The organism is Shewanella sp. SM29, from assembly GCF_025654245.1.
GTDB lineage: Bacteria > Pseudomonadota > Gammaproteobacteria > Enterobacterales > Shewanellaceae > Shewanella > Shewanella oncorhynchi.
Window position 1 is genome coordinate 1 of record NZ_JAKKRN010000050.1, and the last position, 18,254, is coordinate 18,254.

Below are 18,254 nucleotides of genomic sequence, written 5' to 3' on the forward strand. Positions count from 1 at the left end.
AGTCGTCGCGGGAATTGTTGGGATAACGCACCAATGGAGCGTTTCTTTAGAAGTTTGAAATCTGAGTGGATCCCCGCCAGTGGTTATGGGAATTTTACAGAAGCAGATAAAGAGATCACAAATTACATCACTGGATATTACAGTGAGACCAGACCCCATCAATATAATGGTGGGTTAACGCCAAATGAGTCAGAACGTTTATATTGGAATGACTCTAAAATCGTGGCCAATTTTACTTGACCACTACAATCATGAAATGTAGAAAGCAGTGCCTTTAGCCCTCTATCACTAAGTTTCTTAGTTGCCACACCCACCTCTGAGTTACACACCGAGTTACACACATATCTTAGTATAAGGGCAAACAGAATAGAACATAAACAAACAAAAAATAACACAACAATCAATAATATCAATATGTTAATAATCAGCAGCGACCAGTTGCGAACAGAGAAAAACACCAACTTAATTAATACGGCATGAATTAATCTGCAAGGATTAAGCTGCTGTATTGAAAAGGGTTAATCAGAAATGATTAACCCTTTTTGCATTCTGAACCCACATTTGAACCCACAGCTAGCGATCTACTCGCATTAGAATTTATCTTGCTTGCCTAGAACTCGTAATCTTTATACAGTGCATTTATCAAAGACTGCTGTGTATGTTCATGGGGGAAGAACTATTATTCAACGCAATGAACAAACAACTTGAGCTATATCGAAATTCGTATCCCACCTTCACACTTGAATAGGGTGATTTTATGGACTTGTTAGATAAGTATCAGCTTAAGGAATGGTGGCTTCAAGCTCTAACTGCAAGTCAAAGAAACCAAGTTGCTAACGACTATCGTCCTATGGGCTTACCAATTGGCGAAACTCCCTACCTATACCAAGATTTAGATAAAACTGACTCTAACAATGGATTCGGTAAACTAAGTCTTTTACTTACTCTTTCTTACATTGCTGGTGATGAAGCAAAGCATATTCTCCAAACCAAAGTAGAAAACGAGTTACTCCAGTGTTATACGGCACCTGATAGTAACCTGATTGATGTGCACCTAGCCCTTGCATCACTTATCAAGCATCACTACTCATTGAGAACAGCCCCAGAACATTATGAAAAAGCCAAAGAATTCTGCTTAATGCAAATATCTATCTCTAGTAAGTTGGTCAAAAAATTTCGTCATCTCGAAAAACCTAAAGAACTAAAAAAACTACAGAACATAACGGGAATTAAAGATCCTTATTATGATGAACCTCAAATGCTGCCCTCACATACAGGCTACAAGCAGTTAGCAATTATTCTTGAGAAAGAAGGCAATATTGAAGGTGCATTAAAGCTCTCTAAACAAGCTCTAAAGCAAGGCTGGACGGATAATTATGAAAAACGAATAGATAAACTTAACCAAAAATTAGCGAAGCAAAAGAAGAACTAGACCACTGAAGTTAACAATGAATAAAACTGCTGAGCATGCTAACGCAACTGGCCTAACACTTAATATTTGCCGATGGAAGGTGGTTACGTATAAGAGCATCAGCGCTTTGATTAGGGATGTTGATAGCATCGTATCTCCCTTGTTAAAACAGTAAGCCTTATCCCTTTCTAATGAAAATTAATCTAAGGTTGCTCGTTCAGTTGTGTTTCGTTAATGATGAAAATTAAAGCAAATTCAAGGCTAATACTGGACTTTAGTTATGGCAGTAAGGCTAGTCTACCCAGTGTTTGAGCCGCCCAAGAATATCTCAGGAGAACACTCATCCCTCGAACCATTAGCAGTTGATTATAATGATGTGCTGTTCAGCCAACTACGGGGTCTGCAACACCTCACTGAGTCCAAAATATAATAAACCAAACCCCTCATATCGCTCTAACCATTCCAGCAGCAATATCAACTCATATTAATAATCCCGAGTGTAAATTTGCTACATCCAAACTAAGTCAGCTCTTCCTACTCCTTAAGCGATATTTCTCAGTATAGACTGTGACATCAACTGCAAAACCTGACTATTTTAGTCAGGATTAGTTGCCACAAACTAAAGCTGCAAATAATATGAATGTAACTTTATTGCTGCTCTGGAGCTACTCATGTCTGCTACTTCTGTCTCAAAAGATGCACAACTCCCACCCCATGGGTTTAATTCTCAACACAATCATTGGCTAGAACGAAAAATAGGTGAACTAGTGGCAGAAGACTTTCGCCGCGCACATGTGTTTAGTCAATTTGGTATCGATTTTTGTTGTGGCGGGGGTAAATCACTGGCGGTCGCCTGTGAGCGTGCAGATGTAGATCCCGCAAAAGTGGTTGCTGCGCTGAATGCCGCAACACTTACCGGTAGCAAAGAAGATGAATTAAATCAATTACCCTTAGATCAACTTATCGAATATATAGAATCAACGCACCATCAATACGTGCGCGAAAAAGCCCCTTTATTAGTCGAATATTCCGAAAAGATGATTCGTGCTCACGGTGAGCACTATGCCGAAATCGTTCCCTTTGCGGGTTGGGTACGAGCTTTAGTTGAAGACTTAATGCCACATTTAATGAAGGAAGAAAAAATACTGTTTCCGGCGATCCGCGCCATGAGTCATGGAGAGCAGGTTGAGGCTTGCTTTGGCCATATTGGCAACCCCATCAATGCGATGCAACATGAGCATGAAGAAGTCGGTTTGATTTTGCAAAAATTACACGAGCTCACTAACGACTTCACACCACCTGAATATGCGTGCACTACATGGCGTGTTTGTTATGCCACTCTGGCGGAATTTGAGGCGGACTTACATCAGCATATTCACTTAGAAAACAATATTCTTTTTCCTAAGGCATTGGGTCTGACTCAATAATTGATTAAATGTTTATCCCGTAGCGGCTCCAAATTACAGATTTTCCGCTTAACCTTGAGGCCAGACCTAAGTCTGGCCTTTCAATTGTTGACGTGCTACAACAAGTCATGTGTCGCTGACGGATAAGCTGCCATGACATTTCAATCATTTGCACTCGATGATATTGCCAATTTGCACGAATCGGCCCAAGTAGAATTTAAACTCGCAGGTGGCCGCGATGGCCAAGGTCAATTACCCGAAGACATTTGGGCGACTTATAGCTCTTTTGCCAACACTTTGGGTGGCGAGATCATCCTAGGTGTGCGGGAAGAGCGTGGCCATTTCAGTATTGAAGGCATTCCCAACCCCCTTCCCGTCTTGCAAGAATTTTGGGAAATCCTCGATGACCCGAGTCGCACGAGTCACAATCTTTTAGCGATCTCGGATGTACAGATTATTGAAATTATGAACAAAAAACTCATTCGTATCCGCGTACCGCTGGCGCCTGAGCAGCTAAAACCTATCTACGTAGGCAGCGATCCTTACACTGGGAGTTATTTTAGGGTAGGAGATGCCGACATGCATGCAAGCCGTCGGCAAGTCAATCTACTGCTGCGCCGCGCCCATCTTTGCATGAAGCAACTCAAGGCGCGTTAATCCAGTAAATCTAACGTCCTGTTATTACGTTAAAAACCTGCTAATAGATAGCCGCCCATGGCCGCAATCGCCACGCCAGTAACGCGCATTAAATTGCGTTGCCCTGTCATCCGCTGCATTCCAAGGCCTATCATTACGCCACCTAAATGGATGACTGCTGTACCAAATAAAAATCCTAGGGCATACAGGACTGGGCTGGCCAATTCCGGCATTTCAGCGCCGTGGGCGTGACCATGAAAAATCGCGAATACACCCACAAAGGCCATGGCGAATAACAATGGGATTTGACGGTCGAAGGCGATAGCAAGACCGAGCAACAACACAGAGAGGGCAATACCTATTTCAACAAAGGGAACGGCAATCGCATATAAACCTAAAATCCCGCCCACTAACATAAAGGTGACAAATGCTAAGGGGACAGTCCAAATCGCGCGGCCACCGAGCTGGGTGCTCAACATGCCCACACTCAACATAGCCAGCAAGTGATCGAAGCCCAATACGGGATGATTAAAACCCGACATGAAACCGCCACCTGAATGGATCTCATGGGCCGATACCGGCGCGATCCAACATAAAGTGAGCAGTAATAACAACCCGATACGCGCCATAAAATAGCCTTAGTCAGTGACTTTAGTGATATAAAACTTAACTTTAGTGCAAATTTGGCTGGCAAACCTTGATCTCAATCACCCAAAGATACAGATAAAAAATGCACGCTAAGCTAGTTTGCGTCGATAGCCAATACTTTTGTCAAAGCCTCGAGGGAGGCAATTTCTAAATGGGGCAACAAGGCAGCTATAGGTAAGGAATCGACTCGACCAAAACTGGGATTTAGCCACACAGACTGACACCCCGCCAATCGAGCACCACGAACGTCGGCATTCATGCTGTCGCCAACATGCAGTAAATGTTGCGGTGCAATCTTTAACCGCGAGCAAGCTAATTCGAACATGTCTTTAGCGGGTTTCATATGCACGCCATTACCTGGATGCAACACAAACTCGAAAGTTTCCCCTAAACCAATCCGCTCTGCGTCCACATTGCCATTGGTGATCCCGACTAATCTAAAATGCTGCGATAAGCGCTTGAGTAATAAGAGCACTTCGTCAGACACTTGGAAATGGCTGCGGTAAAAATAAAAGCATGCTAATCCTTGCTCGGCGCCGCGTTCGGCTTCAGTCGCCGAATACCCTAATTGTATTAGACCTTGGCGAAGCGTAGCTAAACGGGCTGCGCTAGTGTCGTGGGCGAGCTCACGATTTTGCTGCAAAAGTTGCAGTTTTAGCCTGCGCCAATCATGGGGTTGCCACGCCTGCGATAATGGATAAGTCTGCAACAGAAACGCCGCCAGCTCTGCCTCGGCATTTAAAATATGCGGCAGATTGTCGTACAGGGTATCGTCGAGATCGAAACTGATCGCTTGAATATGTTGAGGTCTAAGATAGCAACGCATTATTTATCCTGTGTTTTTTTCGCTCTAGGATGGGCGTTATCATACACCTTAGCTAAGTGTTGGAAATCCAAACTGGTATAAATTTGCGTGGTCGCTAGGTTCGCATGACCCAATAATTCTTGCACCGCCCGCAGATCGGCGCTCGCTTCTAACATGTGAGTGGCAAAGGAATGACGCAGCTTATGGGGATGTACTCGCACCGATAATGCCTGCTCTTGACCCCATTTAGCCATGCGCGCCTGAATACTGCGATGGGAAAGTCGCTTACCTTTTTCAGTCACAAATAAGGCGTTATCTTCACAGGGGATCTGCTTTCGGCAATTGAGCCAATTCTGCAGCGCAGTAATCGCTAAACGACCGACAGGGACGATACGCTCCTTATTACCTTTACCTAAGACTCGCACTTCTTTCAAATCATATTGCACACTGGATAAATTAAGTGCGGCGAGTTCCGCTAAACGTAAACCACTGGAATAAAACAATTCCATCATGGCTTTATCCCGCAGACTCAGCGGATCTGTACCTTCAATGTCCAGCAAATGACTGATGGCATCGACATCGATATTCTTCGGCAGAGGTTTGGTCTGTTTGGGGGCACTTAAGCCTTTGGCGGGATTAAGTTCAATCACGCCTTCGCGCAGCAAAAATTCACCCCATTGTTTTACCGCCGATAAACACAGAGAAAGCGATCGCGGGCTTAAACCTTTGCGGTGCAATTTGGCTAACACTTGCTGCCAATGCTCGCGGCTCACATTGAGTAAATGCACGCCTTCGGGCAAGAGATCGCTACCGCGATTAAGCTCATAAAGGTAATTCCGTACTGTATGGGCAGACAACTGTCGCTCGGTACTCAGATAACGTTCAAAGGTTTGTAACCATTGAGTATTTAATGCCGACACTTCGCCTGTTTGCGTACTCATATCGGTTTCCTCGTGGGTTTTGCTAAGCCTTGGGTGAGCAAAATCGCTCAGCGGCCGTTACAGCTTGGCAAGCATATGCGCCAGTAAACGCCGCAGTTGTTCCAGCAGCATGTTATCCATATCAGGATGAAAATGGGTGACATCTTGGCTAGCAATGGCAAAAATCACCGGGTTGTCTTCCGACAATTTAGTCAGTGCCACCGACCCAACTTCGCTACCAAATAGGCGTTTGGCTTCTTGTTGCGTTAGCCGACCAAAATAGTGACCTTTATGCAGCCTTTGATCCCATATTGCCTTCATATCGGTATCGAGCACACTGATCAAACGCACATGACTGAAATTAAACTGTAATTTCAAACTATCGGCCAACACTTCTTTGAGTGACACAAGATCGGCACAATTCAGTAGCTTGAAGGATAACTCAGTATTGAATTGGTAAATTTTCTCGTTGCGCGCCGCCATAGTTAACAGACTGGTGATCTCTTCTTCCAACTGGCTGACTCGCTGGCGTAGCATTTCTTGACGACGTTCCACCAAAGAGATGGCGCCGCGCTCCAGATGGGGCAGACGCATTGCCAGCAATAGCTCAGGATAGCGATTGAAAAAATCAGGATTATCCAGCAGATACTCGCGAATAATCAACTCATCAAAGGGCACATTCGTCTGCGGCATCAAAGGCTCTGTCATAACTGAATTTGTCCATCATAAACGTGTTGCGCTGGGCCCGTCATCCACAAAGGTTTCCCCTCGCCTTCCCAGTTGATGGTTAAAGTACCGCCGGGTAAATCCACCCGCACTTGCTGGCCGAGCTTCCCTTGCACTTGACCTACAACCACGGCCGCACACGCGCCAGTGCCACAGGCCAAAGTTTCGGCCGCACCACGTTCATACACCCGCAGCTTAATGTGGCCCGAATCCACTACTTGCATAAATCCCACATTCACACCACGGGGAAAGCGCTCATGCTTAGTGAGCATGGCACCAATTTCAGCAACAGCGGCGCTCGCCACATCTTCAACGTCGAGCACACAATGGGGATTGCCCATAGAAGCCGCGCCACATAAAAAGGTTTGCAGCGGTGTTTGCAGTAAATAGGTTTTTTCGGCTTTCTTGGCTTTAAAGGGGATCAGACTTGGTTCAAGAATAGGCACGCCCATATTCACGGTAACTGTGCCATCTCGCTCTAAACGCAGAGTCATCTTACCTGATGAAGTGCTAACACGAATTTTACTCTTATTTGTCAGGCCTTTATTACGCACAAAACGGGCGAAACAGCGGGCGCCATTGCCGCATTGTTCGACTTCAGTGCCATCGGCATTGAAGATGCGATAATGAAAATCTAAATCGGGATCATAGGGCGGCTCAACTAAGAGTAGTTGGTCGAAACCTATGCCAAAGTTACGGTCGGCTAAACGGCGGATCTGCTCAGGCGAAAAGAACACGTTCTGCGTGACCCCATCGACCACCATAAAATCGTTGCCCAGTCCGTGCATCTTAGTGAATTGGATCAAGATACTTATCCTTTAAGCCGAGGCGCCGCTCATTAAGTATGAAACCAAGCGCCTGAATCAATATAATTTTTCTAGTTTACGGCAGGAGTTGCTCACCTTGCCAGAGCTGAGACAATTTTTCTCGCTCACGCACTAAGAAAGCGTGCTCACCATCGACCATGACTTCGGCCGCACGAGGACGCGTGTTGTAGTTAGAGGCCATCGCAAAACCATAGGCACCACTCGAACGCACAGCCAGTAAATCCCCAGCCACTAAAGCCAGCTTGCGATCTTTACCTAAAAAGTCACCGGTTTCGCACACTGGACCAACAATATCAAACTCATAGGCCTCAGAGTCCCTTGGCAGGACTGGGATAATATTTTGCCATGCGCTGTAAAGTGCTGGGCGAATTAAGTCATTCATCGCGCCATCGACAATCGCAAAACGCTTGTCGCTGTTTTCTTTCAGATACAGCACCTGAGTAACAAAAATCCCCGCATTAGCGGCAATCGCACGGCCCGGTTCGAAGATTAGCTTAAGTTGACGGTCGCCCATACGCGCCAATATGGCGGCAGCATACACATCAGGATGCGGCGGAGTTTCAGCATCATAGGTCACACCTAAACCGCCACCCACATCAAAATGCTCAATGACGATACCTTGTTCAGCCAGACGATCGATCAACGCTAGCATACGATCCATTGCATCGAGGAAAGGTTGAATTTCGGTTAATTGCGAGCCGATATGGCAATCGACACCTTTCACTTTTAAATGTGGCAAAGCATGGGCACGGGCGAAGACGGTTTCGGCCTCATCCATAGCGATACCGAATTTATTTTCTTTAAGACCAGTCGAAATATAGGGGTGAGTCCCCGCATCCACATCGGGATTGACTCGCAAGGAAACTGGCGCCACTTTACCTAAACGACCTGCGACCAAATTTAACTGCTCAAGCTCGGTGCTCGACTCGACGTTAAAGCAGTAAATGCCCAGATTAAGTGCCTGTTCCATTTCGGCCGCAGTTTTACCCACGCCTGAGAACACCACTTTGGCGGGATCGCCGCCCGCTTCAATCACTCTTGCTAACTCACCACCCGAAACGATATCAAAACCACTGCCTAAACGTGCCAGCACATTCAGTACGGCCAAGTTCGAATTAGCTTTAACCGCGTAACAAATCAAATGTGGATGATCTGCCACGGCGTTATTAAAGGCATGCCAATGGCGCTCTAGCGTGGCGCGGGAATAGATATACAGCGGCGTACCATAGGTTTGAGCTAAGTCGGCGACCTGGCAGCCTTCGGCGTGCAGGGCATTTTGTTGGTAGAGAAAGTGATCCAATGTCTGATTCCTTACTGCGCTTTATCGCTGCGATAGTGATGATAGTTATAGCTGCTATTATTGTTGTGTTTTTTGTACTTCGATGGCTCGAATTTCGGTTTTAATCTCTTCTACTTCAGGCTCTGGTTTAGATGCCTCAACCTTTTTAGGCTGATTCACCTCTGTGGCCGGAGATCGATAGAGAGGGCCCTTCTGGCCGCATGCAGTAATGAATAGGCTACCAAGCAATAACAATAAAAACAGTCTCATTTTTCTCAACATCTGTGCATCTGGTGACTAATGGCCTTATAATCGCACCCATCTTGACGAAAGCAAAGGACAGAAATGCATGGCCATGACAGATACAGAATTTCACCAGCTCGCCGATGACATGTTCCAAGCCATAGAAAATGCGATTGAAACTGCGATTGATGAGCAAGATGCCGATCTTGATATCGATGCCAGTGGCAACGTATTGCAATTAGAATTTGTTGATGGCTCTAAGATAGTGATCAACAAGCAAGAACCTTTGCATGAGATTTGGGTCGCCACACGCTTTGGTGGATATCACTTTGGTTTTGTTGAAGGTAAATGGATGGACGGACGAAATGGCGGCGAATTTATGCCATTCGTGCAAGAGTCTATCGAGCGCCAAGGCGGCATTAAGCTTAGCTTCTAATCTAAGCCTGTCGTAGTGCAAAACCGTAATAGTACAAAACAATAATGGGAGCCTTGGCTCCCATTATTTATGTTAAAAACCAGCTAAAACTCAGTGTCTTGATCGCTAACATCGATACCGAAAGGCGCCACCGTTAACTCTCCGGCTACCCGCACTAAATGGAAAAATTGCGGAATATTAAACCGGGCCCGTGAAGCATAATGCTCATCGAACACATAGTGATGACTCACTTTATTTACCAACTCGGCCATGTTTGATCCCGCCTGCACGTAATGGCTTAGTTGATTTTCCTCATCGAGGATAAATACATCCAAGTTATCGACCCGTTGGCGTAGAAAATACTGAATCGCGCCTTTAGCCGCATAGTTCTGCACCACTTTCGGCATACTCGAAAAGGGATCATCACCTAATTCAGGCCGCGGCAATAATACAAGATGACTGCGGGATAACTGTTGATAAAATGACTTGGCATCGCTCAAGTCCTGATAAGCCATACCTAAAGGATTAAAAAAGATCCCATAGCGAGTACGACTTATCTGCAGTGGCTGCACTAAGGTGCTGGATTGCTGCACTTGTTGGCACAAACGCATGGTTTGTTTTAGTAGATTTTTCACTGCTAATTTAAGCTGTGGGCGTAACTTCTGTGAACAGCTGATCACATCCATATCCACAGGTAAACTGGCTCGTCTTAGCCCCGGCGTCACAAAGGCTAAGGCTTGCAATACCGCGGTATCGCCTTCGAAGCGATGACACTGCCATTCACCCCAACTATTCAAGCAAATTGCATCTAACGCACCAAGCATATTGGCTTTTTTACGCCCGAGTGAGAACACGTTCGCATTCATCACATCGACCATCATTTCCTGTCCTTGCCATTCAATGGTGGGATCGCAATCCAGATTGAGCACGAAAATCAGCTTACGAAAATGCCATGGCTGGCATAAGTCACGTTTAGATACACGCCAATCGTGGTCGATAAAATTCAGTAACCGCTTAGAAGCTTCGGTAAGCCGTTTCGACTTTGCCTTACTCTGACCATATTCATGCCATTGAGTACTCGGCGTCGAGATCCCATTTAAACATGCCCAAATCATTAAGGCTGAAGGGGTTTTTCCCTTGCATATTGCAGACTCGCCTAACAAATTTTGTGGCTGAGGCCCTTGTCGATACAAATAATATTGACGCTCGCGGGAGCTTGAGACCATAGTCACTTCGGACTCAGCGACTGAAGCACTCCACAGCAGATTCAGCTTAGCGATTTGGTCTTCATCTTGACTAAAATAGGTATGCAACTTGCGAGTCAGCATTCCCAAATCTTCGATCCGCAAGCCTTCATTTAACTCATGTGTCGATGCGAAGCGTAATAAGGTTTGGTAGCTCGCTAATAACAGTTCATTCAGTTGCTCATTAAACCAATTGAGCTGGCCACTATGCCAATGTTCACAATTGTCTAAAGTGCTAATCAGACTATCTGGCCATTGCCAATCCTGCACCAGCTTTTGCAATTTAGGATAACGCCAATCTTTGCCCTCTTGGGTTCGACTCAAGTGCACGCCACATTTTAAATAGAAGCAGCGCCGCACTATCTCTAGTCGGCGAGTATCATTCTGCTTAAGTAAATAGGTTTCGATAATCTCATAGATAGAGTAATAGGCATCATTCGACGTCGAAAAATCACCTGCAAGCGTTTTCTGCCATAAGTGATCACAAAGCAGAGTTGAATGGGGATAATCACTGGCATAAGCCTCGAGTAGCAATACTTTAATCAGCGCCTTATGGGGCTTTTCTAAGCCCTTGTAGAGCTGCCATAACGAAGCACCAAAGTACTCACTCGCAGGTAATTCATGTACATCGCCTAGGGACAAGAGCGCAGGATTGAGTTTAGCGTCTGGCCACCATGCAATCGTTTTACCCGCCAAACGAATTTGACTGCGATAAAACTCTTCAAGTAATAGCCAATGCTGCATACTACCGCTATGCTCATGGGCCATTGCGGATTGACATCCACGAACGGCTTTACCGCCACAAAACTGCTGCGGATGAACTAAGTAAAAATTCACCTCAAACTGATACTCGGCAAACCAAGCAGTCAATCGAGTCGCTTTAATCTTGATTAGCGCCAAATCCTCAGCACACAGATCGGCCCTATGTACTAACCAAACATCGACATCGCTCTTGGCATTTTGGCCAAAACTGCCAGTACTCCCCATCGCATAAACACCTTCAAAGGCATTGATATCCGCTTCTTGAGTAGTAAAAGGCAGCGAGAACACATCGCAGGCCTGGGACTCAGTCTCACCAACCTGATACTCGTTGATTCCACAGGGCGTATTGGCGGCATGATAGCCAGGATACTGAACACCGTTCTGGTGAATTAAAAAAGGGATCAAATGGAATAAGTGTTTTTGTAGCGGCGATAGCAAAGCTAGGGCGCGTGCAATACGTACCTTATTAAGTCTTTCTGCTATATCAGGAAACTGTATTTGCCGATCCATTCAAAAACACAACACTTAAGCACTTATGGGAAATGTGCTCATATTAACACTTTTACAAACTCGAGCAACTAAACGTGAAGCCCGTCACACTTTCACGGTATCTAGAACATCGCCAACTTCAAAGAATCGATACGGCTTCCTTACATAAACGATTTGCCAATGTTAGCATTGGCGCAACTAAGATCTTTGATGGAAACTAGGCATGTCTGAGAACCGCATACGTATCGCAACCCGCAAGAGTCCGCTGGCCATGTGGCAAGCTGAATTTGTTAAAGCCGAATTAGAACGCATTCACCCCGGTATTGTGGTGGAATTGCTGCCAATGAGCACTAAGGGCGACGTTATCTTAGATACGCCGCTAGCCAAAGTGGGCGGTAAAGGGTTGTTCGTCAAAGAGCTTGAAGTCGCCATGTTAGACGATCTTGCCGATATCGCTGTACACTCAATGAAAGACGTGCCAGTCGATTTCCCCGAAGGTTTAGGCCTTGAAGTTATTTGCGAGCGTGAAGATCCCCGCGATGCCTTTGTATCGAATTTATATAAATCGATCAGCGAATTACCATTAGGCGCAACTGTGGGCACCTCGAGCCTACGTCGTCAATGCCAACTGCGCGCATCACGCCCTGACCTTATTATCAAAGATTTACGCGGTAACGTAGGCACTCGTTTAGCCAAACTTGATAACGGCGAATACGATGCCATTATTCTTGCCGCTGCAGGCTTAATTCGCCTGAAATTGTCTGAGCGTATTGCCAGCTTTATTTCTGCCGAAGAGTCCTTGCCCGCCAACGGCCAAGGCGCTGTGGGTATCGAATGTCGCACCAACGACGCACGCGTTAAGGCACTACTGGCACCATTAGAACATTTAGAAACGCGCTACCGTGTGATTGCCGAGCGCGCGATGAACACGCGCCTAGAAGGTGGATGCCAAGTGCCGATTGGCGCATTTGCCGAAATCAATGGTGATGAGATGACATTACGCGGCCTAGTCGGTAACCCTGATGGTAGTGAAATCATCGAAGGCGTGATCACAGGTCCAAAAACCGACGCCACGCAATTAGGGGTTGCCCTTGCCGAAGAGCTATTGAGCAAAGGCGCAAAAAGCATACTCGACGCTGTTTACGCTAAAGCATAAGTCGATGAAAGTCTTACTGACGCGCCCAGAAGGGCGCAATCAGTCCATGATCGATGCCTTGAATCAACAAGGCATTAGCCATTGGGTTACACCTCTGCTGTGTGTCGAAGCAACGCCGCCCATCACAACGAATAACTCGCACCCACTGGCACACGCCGATATGATTATCTGTATCAGCGCCAATGCAGTCAGCTTTGCCGACTATGCCTTAACAACCGCTCATTCTCGAATAAAAGGCTGGCCTCAAGCTCAATATTTCGCCGTTGGTCATGCGACTTGGGAAGCATTAAATCAGCTCGGCATTGAAGCCCTCGAAGCCCCAGATGATTGTCAGCAGACCGAAGGTCTACTCACGCTCGCGCCTTTGCAAGATATTAAAGGTAAGCAGATTACGATCATACGTGGCGTTGGTGGCCGTGAAGCCTTAGCTGAACGACTGGCTGAGCGCGGGGCAACAGTGCGCTATTGGGAAGTATATCAACGGGCTTGTCCACCACTCAATGGACAACAGATCGCACAACAATGGCAAGAGTTTGGCATCGACACTATTGTCGTCACCAGCGGTGAAGTACTGGATAACCTGATTAATCTAGTGCCAAAAGAGTTATTTGCATGGCTGTGCTCATGTCATATCATAGTCCCAAGTAACCGAGTAGAAGCTCAAGCTCACGCCTTTGGTATAACCCAAGTCACCAATGCCAATGCCGCCAACAGCAAAGCCGTGCTAAACGCCCTTAAACTCTAAGCGCTATTTAGCCCGATTTAACTCGAATTTCGGCAGTAGCATGTTTTCAAGGACTGTTAAATGGATAACAACAAGCACGACGCAAAGAGCCCTGAATTACAGGCTACCTCTATTATTGAACCATCAATAACGACTGATGACACGCCCGTAACTTCAGCGCCATCTTCTGAATCCCAAACAGCCAAAGCCACACCTTCAAGCACGCCGAGTCAAACGCCAGCATCCAATAGAAGCTCGTGGGCGATTCGCTTTGGGGTGTTATTAGCGCTGGGTTTAACCGCTTGCACCCTTGGCGGCGGTTTTATGTTATACCAACAGATGCAACAGCAACTGCTGGCGCAGGATGCGAAAAATATCGCCCTGCAGGACCAATTACAGCAAGCCCTGCTACAACCCAATCAACGTATTGGCCAGCTTGAACAGCAACAACTGAATGATGCTAAGACCTATCAAGAATTAACAAAATTGGCAGAAGACCAAAATCAACTGCAGGACAGGATCAATAAACTCGCCCAACGCAGCCCAACGCATTGGATGGCGTCAGAAGCCGAATATCTAGTAAACATGGCGGGCCGTAAACTTTGGTTAGAAAAAGATCCCCGCACCGCCACCGATCTATTAAAGTCGGCGGATGAAACCATCGCCGCCATGAACAATCCCGCTTTGCTACCTATTCGTAAAGCTCTGGCAAAAGATATCGCCGCGACTGCAAGTATTAAAACCACAGATATTGATGGTAGTGTATTAGCACTCGATGCCTTAATTGAGCAACTCGATAAGCTGCCACTTAATCGCACCGATGCAGAAACCGATGCCCCTGAAGATACAAACATTACTGGCGATTTAAATGACTGGCAGAGCAACTTAGGGAAGACGTGGAAAGCGTTAACCCAAGACTTTATCACCATACGCCATAGAACCGCCGATGCACCCGCTTTACTTGCTCCTGAGCAACAGTGGTATCTGGTTGAAAACATTCGTCATAAACTGCTGCAATCTCAACTTGCGTTATACCGCTACGACAGAGCCGCTTATCACCAATCATTAATGATGGTGCGTAAGTGGATCCAAACCTATTTTGATACTCAAGATCACAGCACTGCTGAAGCCATCGCCAAAATCGATAAATTGGCGACATTAGAACTTGATCCTATTACTCTGAAATCCTTTGCCGCAAAACCTCTGCTATTACAGCTGACAAGCTATGGTGAGCTGACCTCATCAGAGGATGTGCCATTATGATCAAGATATTAATTTTCTTAGGGATAATACTCATAGGGCTCTGCATTAGCCCTTGGTTGGTGGGCAACACAGGTTATGTATACATTGCGGCAGGTGACTACCAGATTGAGACCAGTTTAGTCTTTGGGATCATTGCCTTAATTGTATTTTATGCCATGTTCCAAGTACTAGAATGGTTGGTGATTAGCGCCATTAATCTCATGCTGCGTAGCCGTTTTATTCCTCGCCACTGGCGCCGTCGCTCCGCGAAAAAGCATACCTTAATGGGTGCACTGGCTCTGGCAGAAGAAGATTGGCCAGCAGCGGAACGCGCTATGATAAAAGGCGCCGATAATGGCGAACTCCCTGCACTTAATTTACTTGCAGCAGCTCGTGCTGCCCAGTACCAACAGAAAATAGCAGAGCGTGATCAATATCTTGACCGTGCTGCAACACAACCGCTGGCCGCGAATGCCGTCGCAACCACGCGTACTCGATATCTGTTAAAACAAGGAGAGTTAGCTTTAGCCCGCACCGAGCTCGATAAATTAGCCCCCACAAGTAAGAGCAAAGCACCGGTACTCAAACTCGCCCTCGAGTTATATCGAGCGCAAGAGGATTGGGATGCGCTCAAGCTATTATTACCTATTTTGAAGAAACGCCAGATCCAAGATGACACCCAGCTAAATGAACTCAATGTAATCACTCACTGCGCTTTACTCAAAGCCGCAACCATTAAAGGCGAAGAGGCCTTAGAACAATGCTGGCAGTGGTTATCTCGCAGTGAGCGCAATCAGTCTGAGTTTTTGGCGATTTATGCTGTGGGTTTATGCCGCTTTAATCGCAAAGAGCAAGCGCTGAAGCTACTCTCGAAAAAATTACGCACTTCTCCTGAATCAGCGCTTTTAGAAGTCATTCCAGAAATAACGACAGCCCAAGATACAGAAATCCGTAAGCAGTTACTCAAGCATGAAATCACCCATGAGAATAATGCCGACTACCAGATGTGCTTAGCTAAACTTTATCAGCAAACACGGGATATGAAAGAAGCCAGAACCTGCTGGCAAAATGTTTGCCGACTCGAACCCACAAAAGCCTCTTGGTTGGCGCTTGCACGGATTCAAGAACAGTTAGGTGAACAAGGTAACGCAAATCAAAGTTATCGTCAGGCAGTTAATCTGTAGTTCTACAATGCCTGCAACCTAGTCGCCGTGATTTGAGTAACGAAAGATCACGGCACTTGCCAATGCTGGCATATTAAAACCCACTGAACTTGCAAAAATGTTAAAAACTAGATCGTGTCGCTTCTTTTCCGTAAAAACCACTCTCCCAATCCAGATTAATTTCTTATAACTATGCTTAATCTTAGAGTTAAAAAGTACTAAATACGGCTCTTTTTATAGATATAACTACTACATCTAGTTACAGGTCTAAAAATTGTCACTTTTGCGCATTAAGATCCGTAAAACCGCATAAGAGCAGGCAACACAAGCGCGTCAAAAAATTGACTTAAGTCGTTTCGTTAGCTAAAATTCCACCACTTGTATCACAGTGCGACATATTTGTTGGACTTGTGCGTCTATGGATTAACACACTTTGGCTGTTGGGAGCTTACTATGGGATCGGTAATTACATCAAAGAAAGGTTTGCTTAAGTTAGTAAAAGGGCAAATCAATGTCGAAGTTGATGGTTCAAATCAACCCGCTAAGGATGGCGAACAACTCCCTAAAGGTGCTGTGCTCCATATTGGCGAAAACGCAACCTATGAAATTACCTTCGATGATGGCACTAAGCTATCAAATGAAGTCGCGCCCAGCGAAACTACTGCAGCAGCCTCTGGCACGGCTAACGAAGCAGCCCTAGATGAAATTCAAGCATTACAAGATCTTATTGCATCCGGTGAAGACCCAACTCAGAACCTACCAGAAACCGCAGCAGGTAACACACCAGGCAGTGATGGTAACTCGGGCTATGTCACTCTAGCCCGTAGCGGCACAGAAACCATTGCAGCTTCAGGCTACTCAACAAGCGGCCAAGCACTGACTGGAACGACGGTTAATATTCCACAATTCACCATTGCAGCAGACTCACCTTCAGCACTAGCTAATGACAGCAACACTTCCAATGAAGATACTGTAGCGACTGGCAATGTGCTCGATAACGACACTGATGTGGATTCCACTCTAAGTGTTGTGAGCTTCGAAATCAGCGGTACCACCTATGCAGCAGGCACAGAAGTGACTCTCGAAGGTGGTGTTTTAGTTTTAAATACCGACGGCTCTTACACCTTCACGCCGAATGAAAACTGGAATGGCCAAGTACCTGTCATTACCTACACAACCAACACGGGCTCAACTGCAACGCTAACCATTAATATCAGCCCTGTCGATGATCCTTCCATCCTTGCAAATGACAGCGCCACAGTTGCAGAAGACACTGCAGCAACTGGCAATGTGCTTGATAATGATTCCGATATCGACAGCACCCTTTCCGTTGTCAGCTTCACTGTGAATGGCGATACCGTTACCGCAGGCACCACTGTTTCCCTAGAAGGTGGCAGCTTAGTCATCAATGCCGATGGTTCTTACACCTTCACGCCGAATGCAAACTGGAATGGCCAAGTACCTGTCATTACCTACACCACTAACACTGGTTCAACGGCCACATTAACCATTAATGTTACCCCTGTTGATGATGCCTCTGCGTTAGCCAACGATACTAATACCGTTGATGAAGATACCGTTGCCACCGGTAACGTGCTCACCAATGACAGCGATGTGGATAACACCTTATCGGTCGTTAGCTTCACCGTGAACGGCGATACAGTGGCCGCAGGCACCACAGTTGAACTTGAAGGCGGCGACTTAGTCATCAATGCCGATGGCTCTTACACCTTCACACCCAATGCCAACTGGAATGGCCAAGTACCAGTCATTACCTACACAACTAACACTGGTTCAACGGCAACGCTAACCATTAATGTTAATCCTGTCGACGATCCCGCTGACATCACGGTCGGTAACGGCGACAGCGATGCTGGCACCGTCACCGAAGACGGCGATTCCGACACCCTGCCAGGCACAGTACAAACGGTGGCCGGCACCTTAACCGTCACCGACGTCGACAACGGCGAAGCGGTATTCCAAGTGCAAACCAATGTCGCCGATGGCAACTACGGTTTCTTCAGCATTGATGCCGACGGTAACTGGACCTACACCTTAAACAACAGCCACAGCGACGTGCAGTCACTCAAGGCGGGTGAAACCCTGACCCGTGACATCACGGTCACCAGTGCCGATGGCACCGCCAGCCACACCGTGA

The 18,254-nt window shown here is 46.4% G+C and carries 18 protein-coding genes; 10 read left to right on the plus strand and 8 right to left on the minus strand.

From position 1 onward, the window contains the following. The 4 genes from L5L77_RS21500 to L5L77_RS21515 all read left to right on the plus strand — a co-directional run. The coding region (locus L5L77_RS21500; protein ID WP_263185691.1) for an integrase core domain-containing protein at positions 1-240 on the plus strand (240 nt) is incomplete at its 5' end. A gap of 517 nt (positions 241-757) precedes the next feature. Continuing rightward, on the plus strand, positions 758-1,432 hold the full coding sequence (locus L5L77_RS21505; protein ID WP_212601594.1) for a hypothetical protein: 675 nt from the start codon (positions 758-760) through the stop codon (positions 1,430-1,432). Positions 1,433-2,082: 650 nt separating this feature from the next. Then, complete coding sequence (gene ric / locus L5L77_RS21510) at positions 2,083-2,838, plus strand: iron-sulfur cluster repair di-iron protein (protein ID WP_131523376.1); 756 nt, start codon at positions 2,083-2,085, stop codon at positions 2,836-2,838. A gap of 132 nt (positions 2,839-2,970) precedes the next feature. Next, entirely contained in the window at positions 2,971-3,474 is a 504-nt protein-coding gene (locus tag L5L77_RS21515) for a helix-turn-helix domain-containing protein (RefSeq protein ID WP_105250431.1), read from the plus strand. Positions 3,475-3,503: 29 nt separating this feature from the next. On the opposite strand, the gene L5L77_RS21520 is transcribed toward L5L77_RS21515, so the two are convergent. From L5L77_RS21520 to lptM, 7 genes are all read right to left on the minus strand, one after another. Then, positions 3,504-4,082 carry a HupE/UreJ family protein gene (locus L5L77_RS21520; RefSeq protein ID WP_105250432.1) on the minus strand — a complete coding sequence of 193 codons (579 nt, stop codon included), beginning with the start codon at positions 4,080-4,082 and terminating at the stop codon, positions 3,504-3,506. Between the two features lie 113 nt (positions 4,083-4,195). Further along, positions 4,196-4,927, minus strand: a complete 732-nt coding sequence (locus L5L77_RS21525; RefSeq protein WP_263186824.1) for an HAD-IA family hydrolase — start codon at positions 4,925-4,927, stop codon at positions 4,196-4,198. Continuing rightward, the gene (gene xerC, locus L5L77_RS21530; RefSeq protein WP_131523372.1) at positions 4,927-5,847 is read right to left on the minus strand and encodes a tyrosine recombinase XerC; all 921 of its coding nucleotides are present in this window, start codon (positions 5,845-5,847) and stop codon (positions 4,927-4,929) included. The genes L5L77_RS21525 and xerC overlap by 1 nt, the downstream gene beginning before the upstream one ends. A gap of 57 nt (positions 5,848-5,904) precedes the next feature. After that, positions 5,905-6,534 (minus strand): DUF484 family protein, encoded by a 630-nt coding sequence (locus L5L77_RS21535; protein WP_105250435.1) that lies wholly within the window; start codon positions 6,532-6,534, stop codon positions 5,905-5,907. Next, positions 6,531-7,358: a diaminopimelate epimerase gene (dapF, locus tag L5L77_RS21540; protein ID WP_105250436.1), complete on the minus strand. Its 828-nt coding sequence runs from the start codon at positions 7,356-7,358 to the stop codon at positions 6,531-6,533. The genes L5L77_RS21535 and dapF overlap by 4 nt, the downstream gene beginning before the upstream one ends. A 76-nt stretch (positions 7,359-7,434) precedes the next feature. Then, positions 7,435-8,679: a diaminopimelate decarboxylase gene (lysA, locus tag L5L77_RS21545; RefSeq protein ID WP_263223397.1), complete on the minus strand. Its 1,245-nt coding sequence runs from the start codon at positions 8,677-8,679 to the stop codon at positions 7,435-7,437. Positions 8,680-8,736: 57 nt separating this feature from the next. Next, entirely contained in the window at positions 8,737-8,928 is a 192-nt protein-coding gene (gene lptM, locus L5L77_RS21550; protein WP_168825920.1) for an LPS translocon maturation chaperone LptM, read from the minus strand. A 79-nt stretch (positions 8,929-9,007) separates the two neighbouring features. On the opposite strand from lptM, the gene cyaY reads away from it, so the two are divergent. Beyond that, a complete protein-coding gene (gene cyaY, locus L5L77_RS21555; RefSeq protein WP_105250439.1) occupies positions 9,008-9,337 on the plus strand; it encodes an iron donor protein CyaY in 330 nt (109 codons plus the stop codon). A gap of 83 nt (positions 9,338-9,420) precedes the next feature. Here the strand turns inward: cyaY and L5L77_RS21560 are convergent, their stop codons facing one another. After that, positions 9,421-11,832, minus strand: a complete 2,412-nt coding sequence (locus L5L77_RS21560; protein ID WP_105250440.1) for a class I adenylate cyclase — start codon at positions 11,830-11,832, stop codon at positions 9,421-9,423. A gap of 202 nt (positions 11,833-12,034) precedes the next feature. Between L5L77_RS21560 and hemC the strand changes: the two genes are divergently transcribed. From hemC to L5L77_RS21585, 5 genes are all read left to right on the plus strand, one after another. After that, entirely contained in the window at positions 12,035-12,967 is a 933-nt protein-coding gene (gene hemC, locus L5L77_RS21565; RefSeq protein ID WP_131523367.1) for a hydroxymethylbilane synthase, read from the plus strand. A 4-nt stretch (positions 12,968-12,971) separates the two neighbouring features. Then, on the plus strand, positions 12,972-13,712 hold the full coding sequence (locus L5L77_RS21570; RefSeq protein WP_263223398.1) for a uroporphyrinogen-III synthase: 741 nt from the start codon (positions 12,972-12,974) through the stop codon (positions 13,710-13,712). 60 nt (positions 13,713-13,772) lie between these two features. Then, the gene (locus L5L77_RS21575; protein ID WP_263177360.1) at positions 13,773-14,954 is read left to right on the plus strand and encodes a uroporphyrinogen-III C-methyltransferase; all 1,182 of its coding nucleotides are present in this window, start codon (positions 13,773-13,775) and stop codon (positions 14,952-14,954) included. Further along, positions 14,951-16,117 carry a heme biosynthesis HemY N-terminal domain-containing protein gene (locus L5L77_RS21580; protein ID WP_263223399.1) on the plus strand — a complete coding sequence of 389 codons (1,167 nt, stop codon included), beginning with the start codon at positions 14,951-14,953 and terminating at the stop codon, positions 16,115-16,117. Before L5L77_RS21575 ends, L5L77_RS21580 begins: the two co-directional genes overlap by 4 nt. A gap of 432 nt (positions 16,118-16,549) precedes the next feature. Then, positions 16,550-18,254: retention module-containing protein (locus tag L5L77_RS21585; RefSeq protein ID WP_263223400.1), on the plus strand; the 1,705-nt coding region annotated here is incomplete at its 3' end.

Bases quoted from the DNA above. Each gene is read 5' to 3' on its own strand.
- L5L77_RS21525 (WP_263186824.1), bottom strand. From the start codon at position 4,927: ATGCGTTGCTATCTTAGACCTCAACATATTCAAGCGATCAGTTTCGAT.
- cyaY (WP_105250439.1), top strand. From the start codon at position 9,008: ATGGCCATGACAGATACAGAATTTCACCAGCTCGCCGATGACATGTTC.
- L5L77_RS21520 (WP_105250432.1), bottom strand. From the start codon at position 4,082: ATGGCGCGTATCGGGTTGTTATTACTGCTCACTTTATGTTGGATCGCG.
- L5L77_RS21575 (WP_263177360.1), top strand. From the start codon at position 13,773: ATGGATAACAACAAGCACGACGCAAAGAGCCCTGAATTACAGGCTACC.
- ric (WP_131523376.1), top strand. From the start codon at position 2,083: ATGTCTGCTACTTCTGTCTCAAAAGATGCACAACTCCCACCCCATGGG.
- lptM (WP_168825920.1), bottom strand. From the start codon at position 8,928: ATGAGACTGTTTTTATTGTTATTGCTTGGTAGCCTATTCATTACTGCA.
- xerC (WP_131523372.1), bottom strand. From the start codon at position 5,847: ATGAGTACGCAAACAGGCGAAGTGTCGGCATTAAATACTCAATGGTTA.
- L5L77_RS21570 (WP_263223398.1), top strand. From the start codon at position 12,972: ATGAAAGTCTTACTGACGCGCCCAGAAGGGCGCAATCAGTCCATGATC.
- L5L77_RS21535 (WP_105250435.1), bottom strand. From the start codon at position 6,534: ATGACAGAGCCTTTGATGCCGCAGACGAATGTGCCCTTTGATGAGTTG.
- L5L77_RS21560 (WP_105250440.1), bottom strand. From the start codon at position 11,832: ATGGATCGGCAAATACAGTTTCCTGATATAGCAGAAAGACTTAATAAG.
- hemC (WP_131523367.1), top strand. From the start codon at position 12,035: ATGTCTGAGAACCGCATACGTATCGCAACCCGCAAGAGTCCGCTGGCC.
- L5L77_RS21515 (WP_105250431.1), top strand. From the start codon at position 2,971: ATGACATTTCAATCATTTGCACTCGATGATATTGCCAATTTGCACGAA.
- L5L77_RS21505 (WP_212601594.1), top strand. From the start codon at position 758: ATGGACTTGTTAGATAAGTATCAGCTTAAGGAATGGTGGCTTCAAGCT.
- L5L77_RS21580 (WP_263223399.1), top strand. From the start codon at position 14,951: ATGATCAAGATATTAATTTTCTTAGGGATAATACTCATAGGGCTCTGC.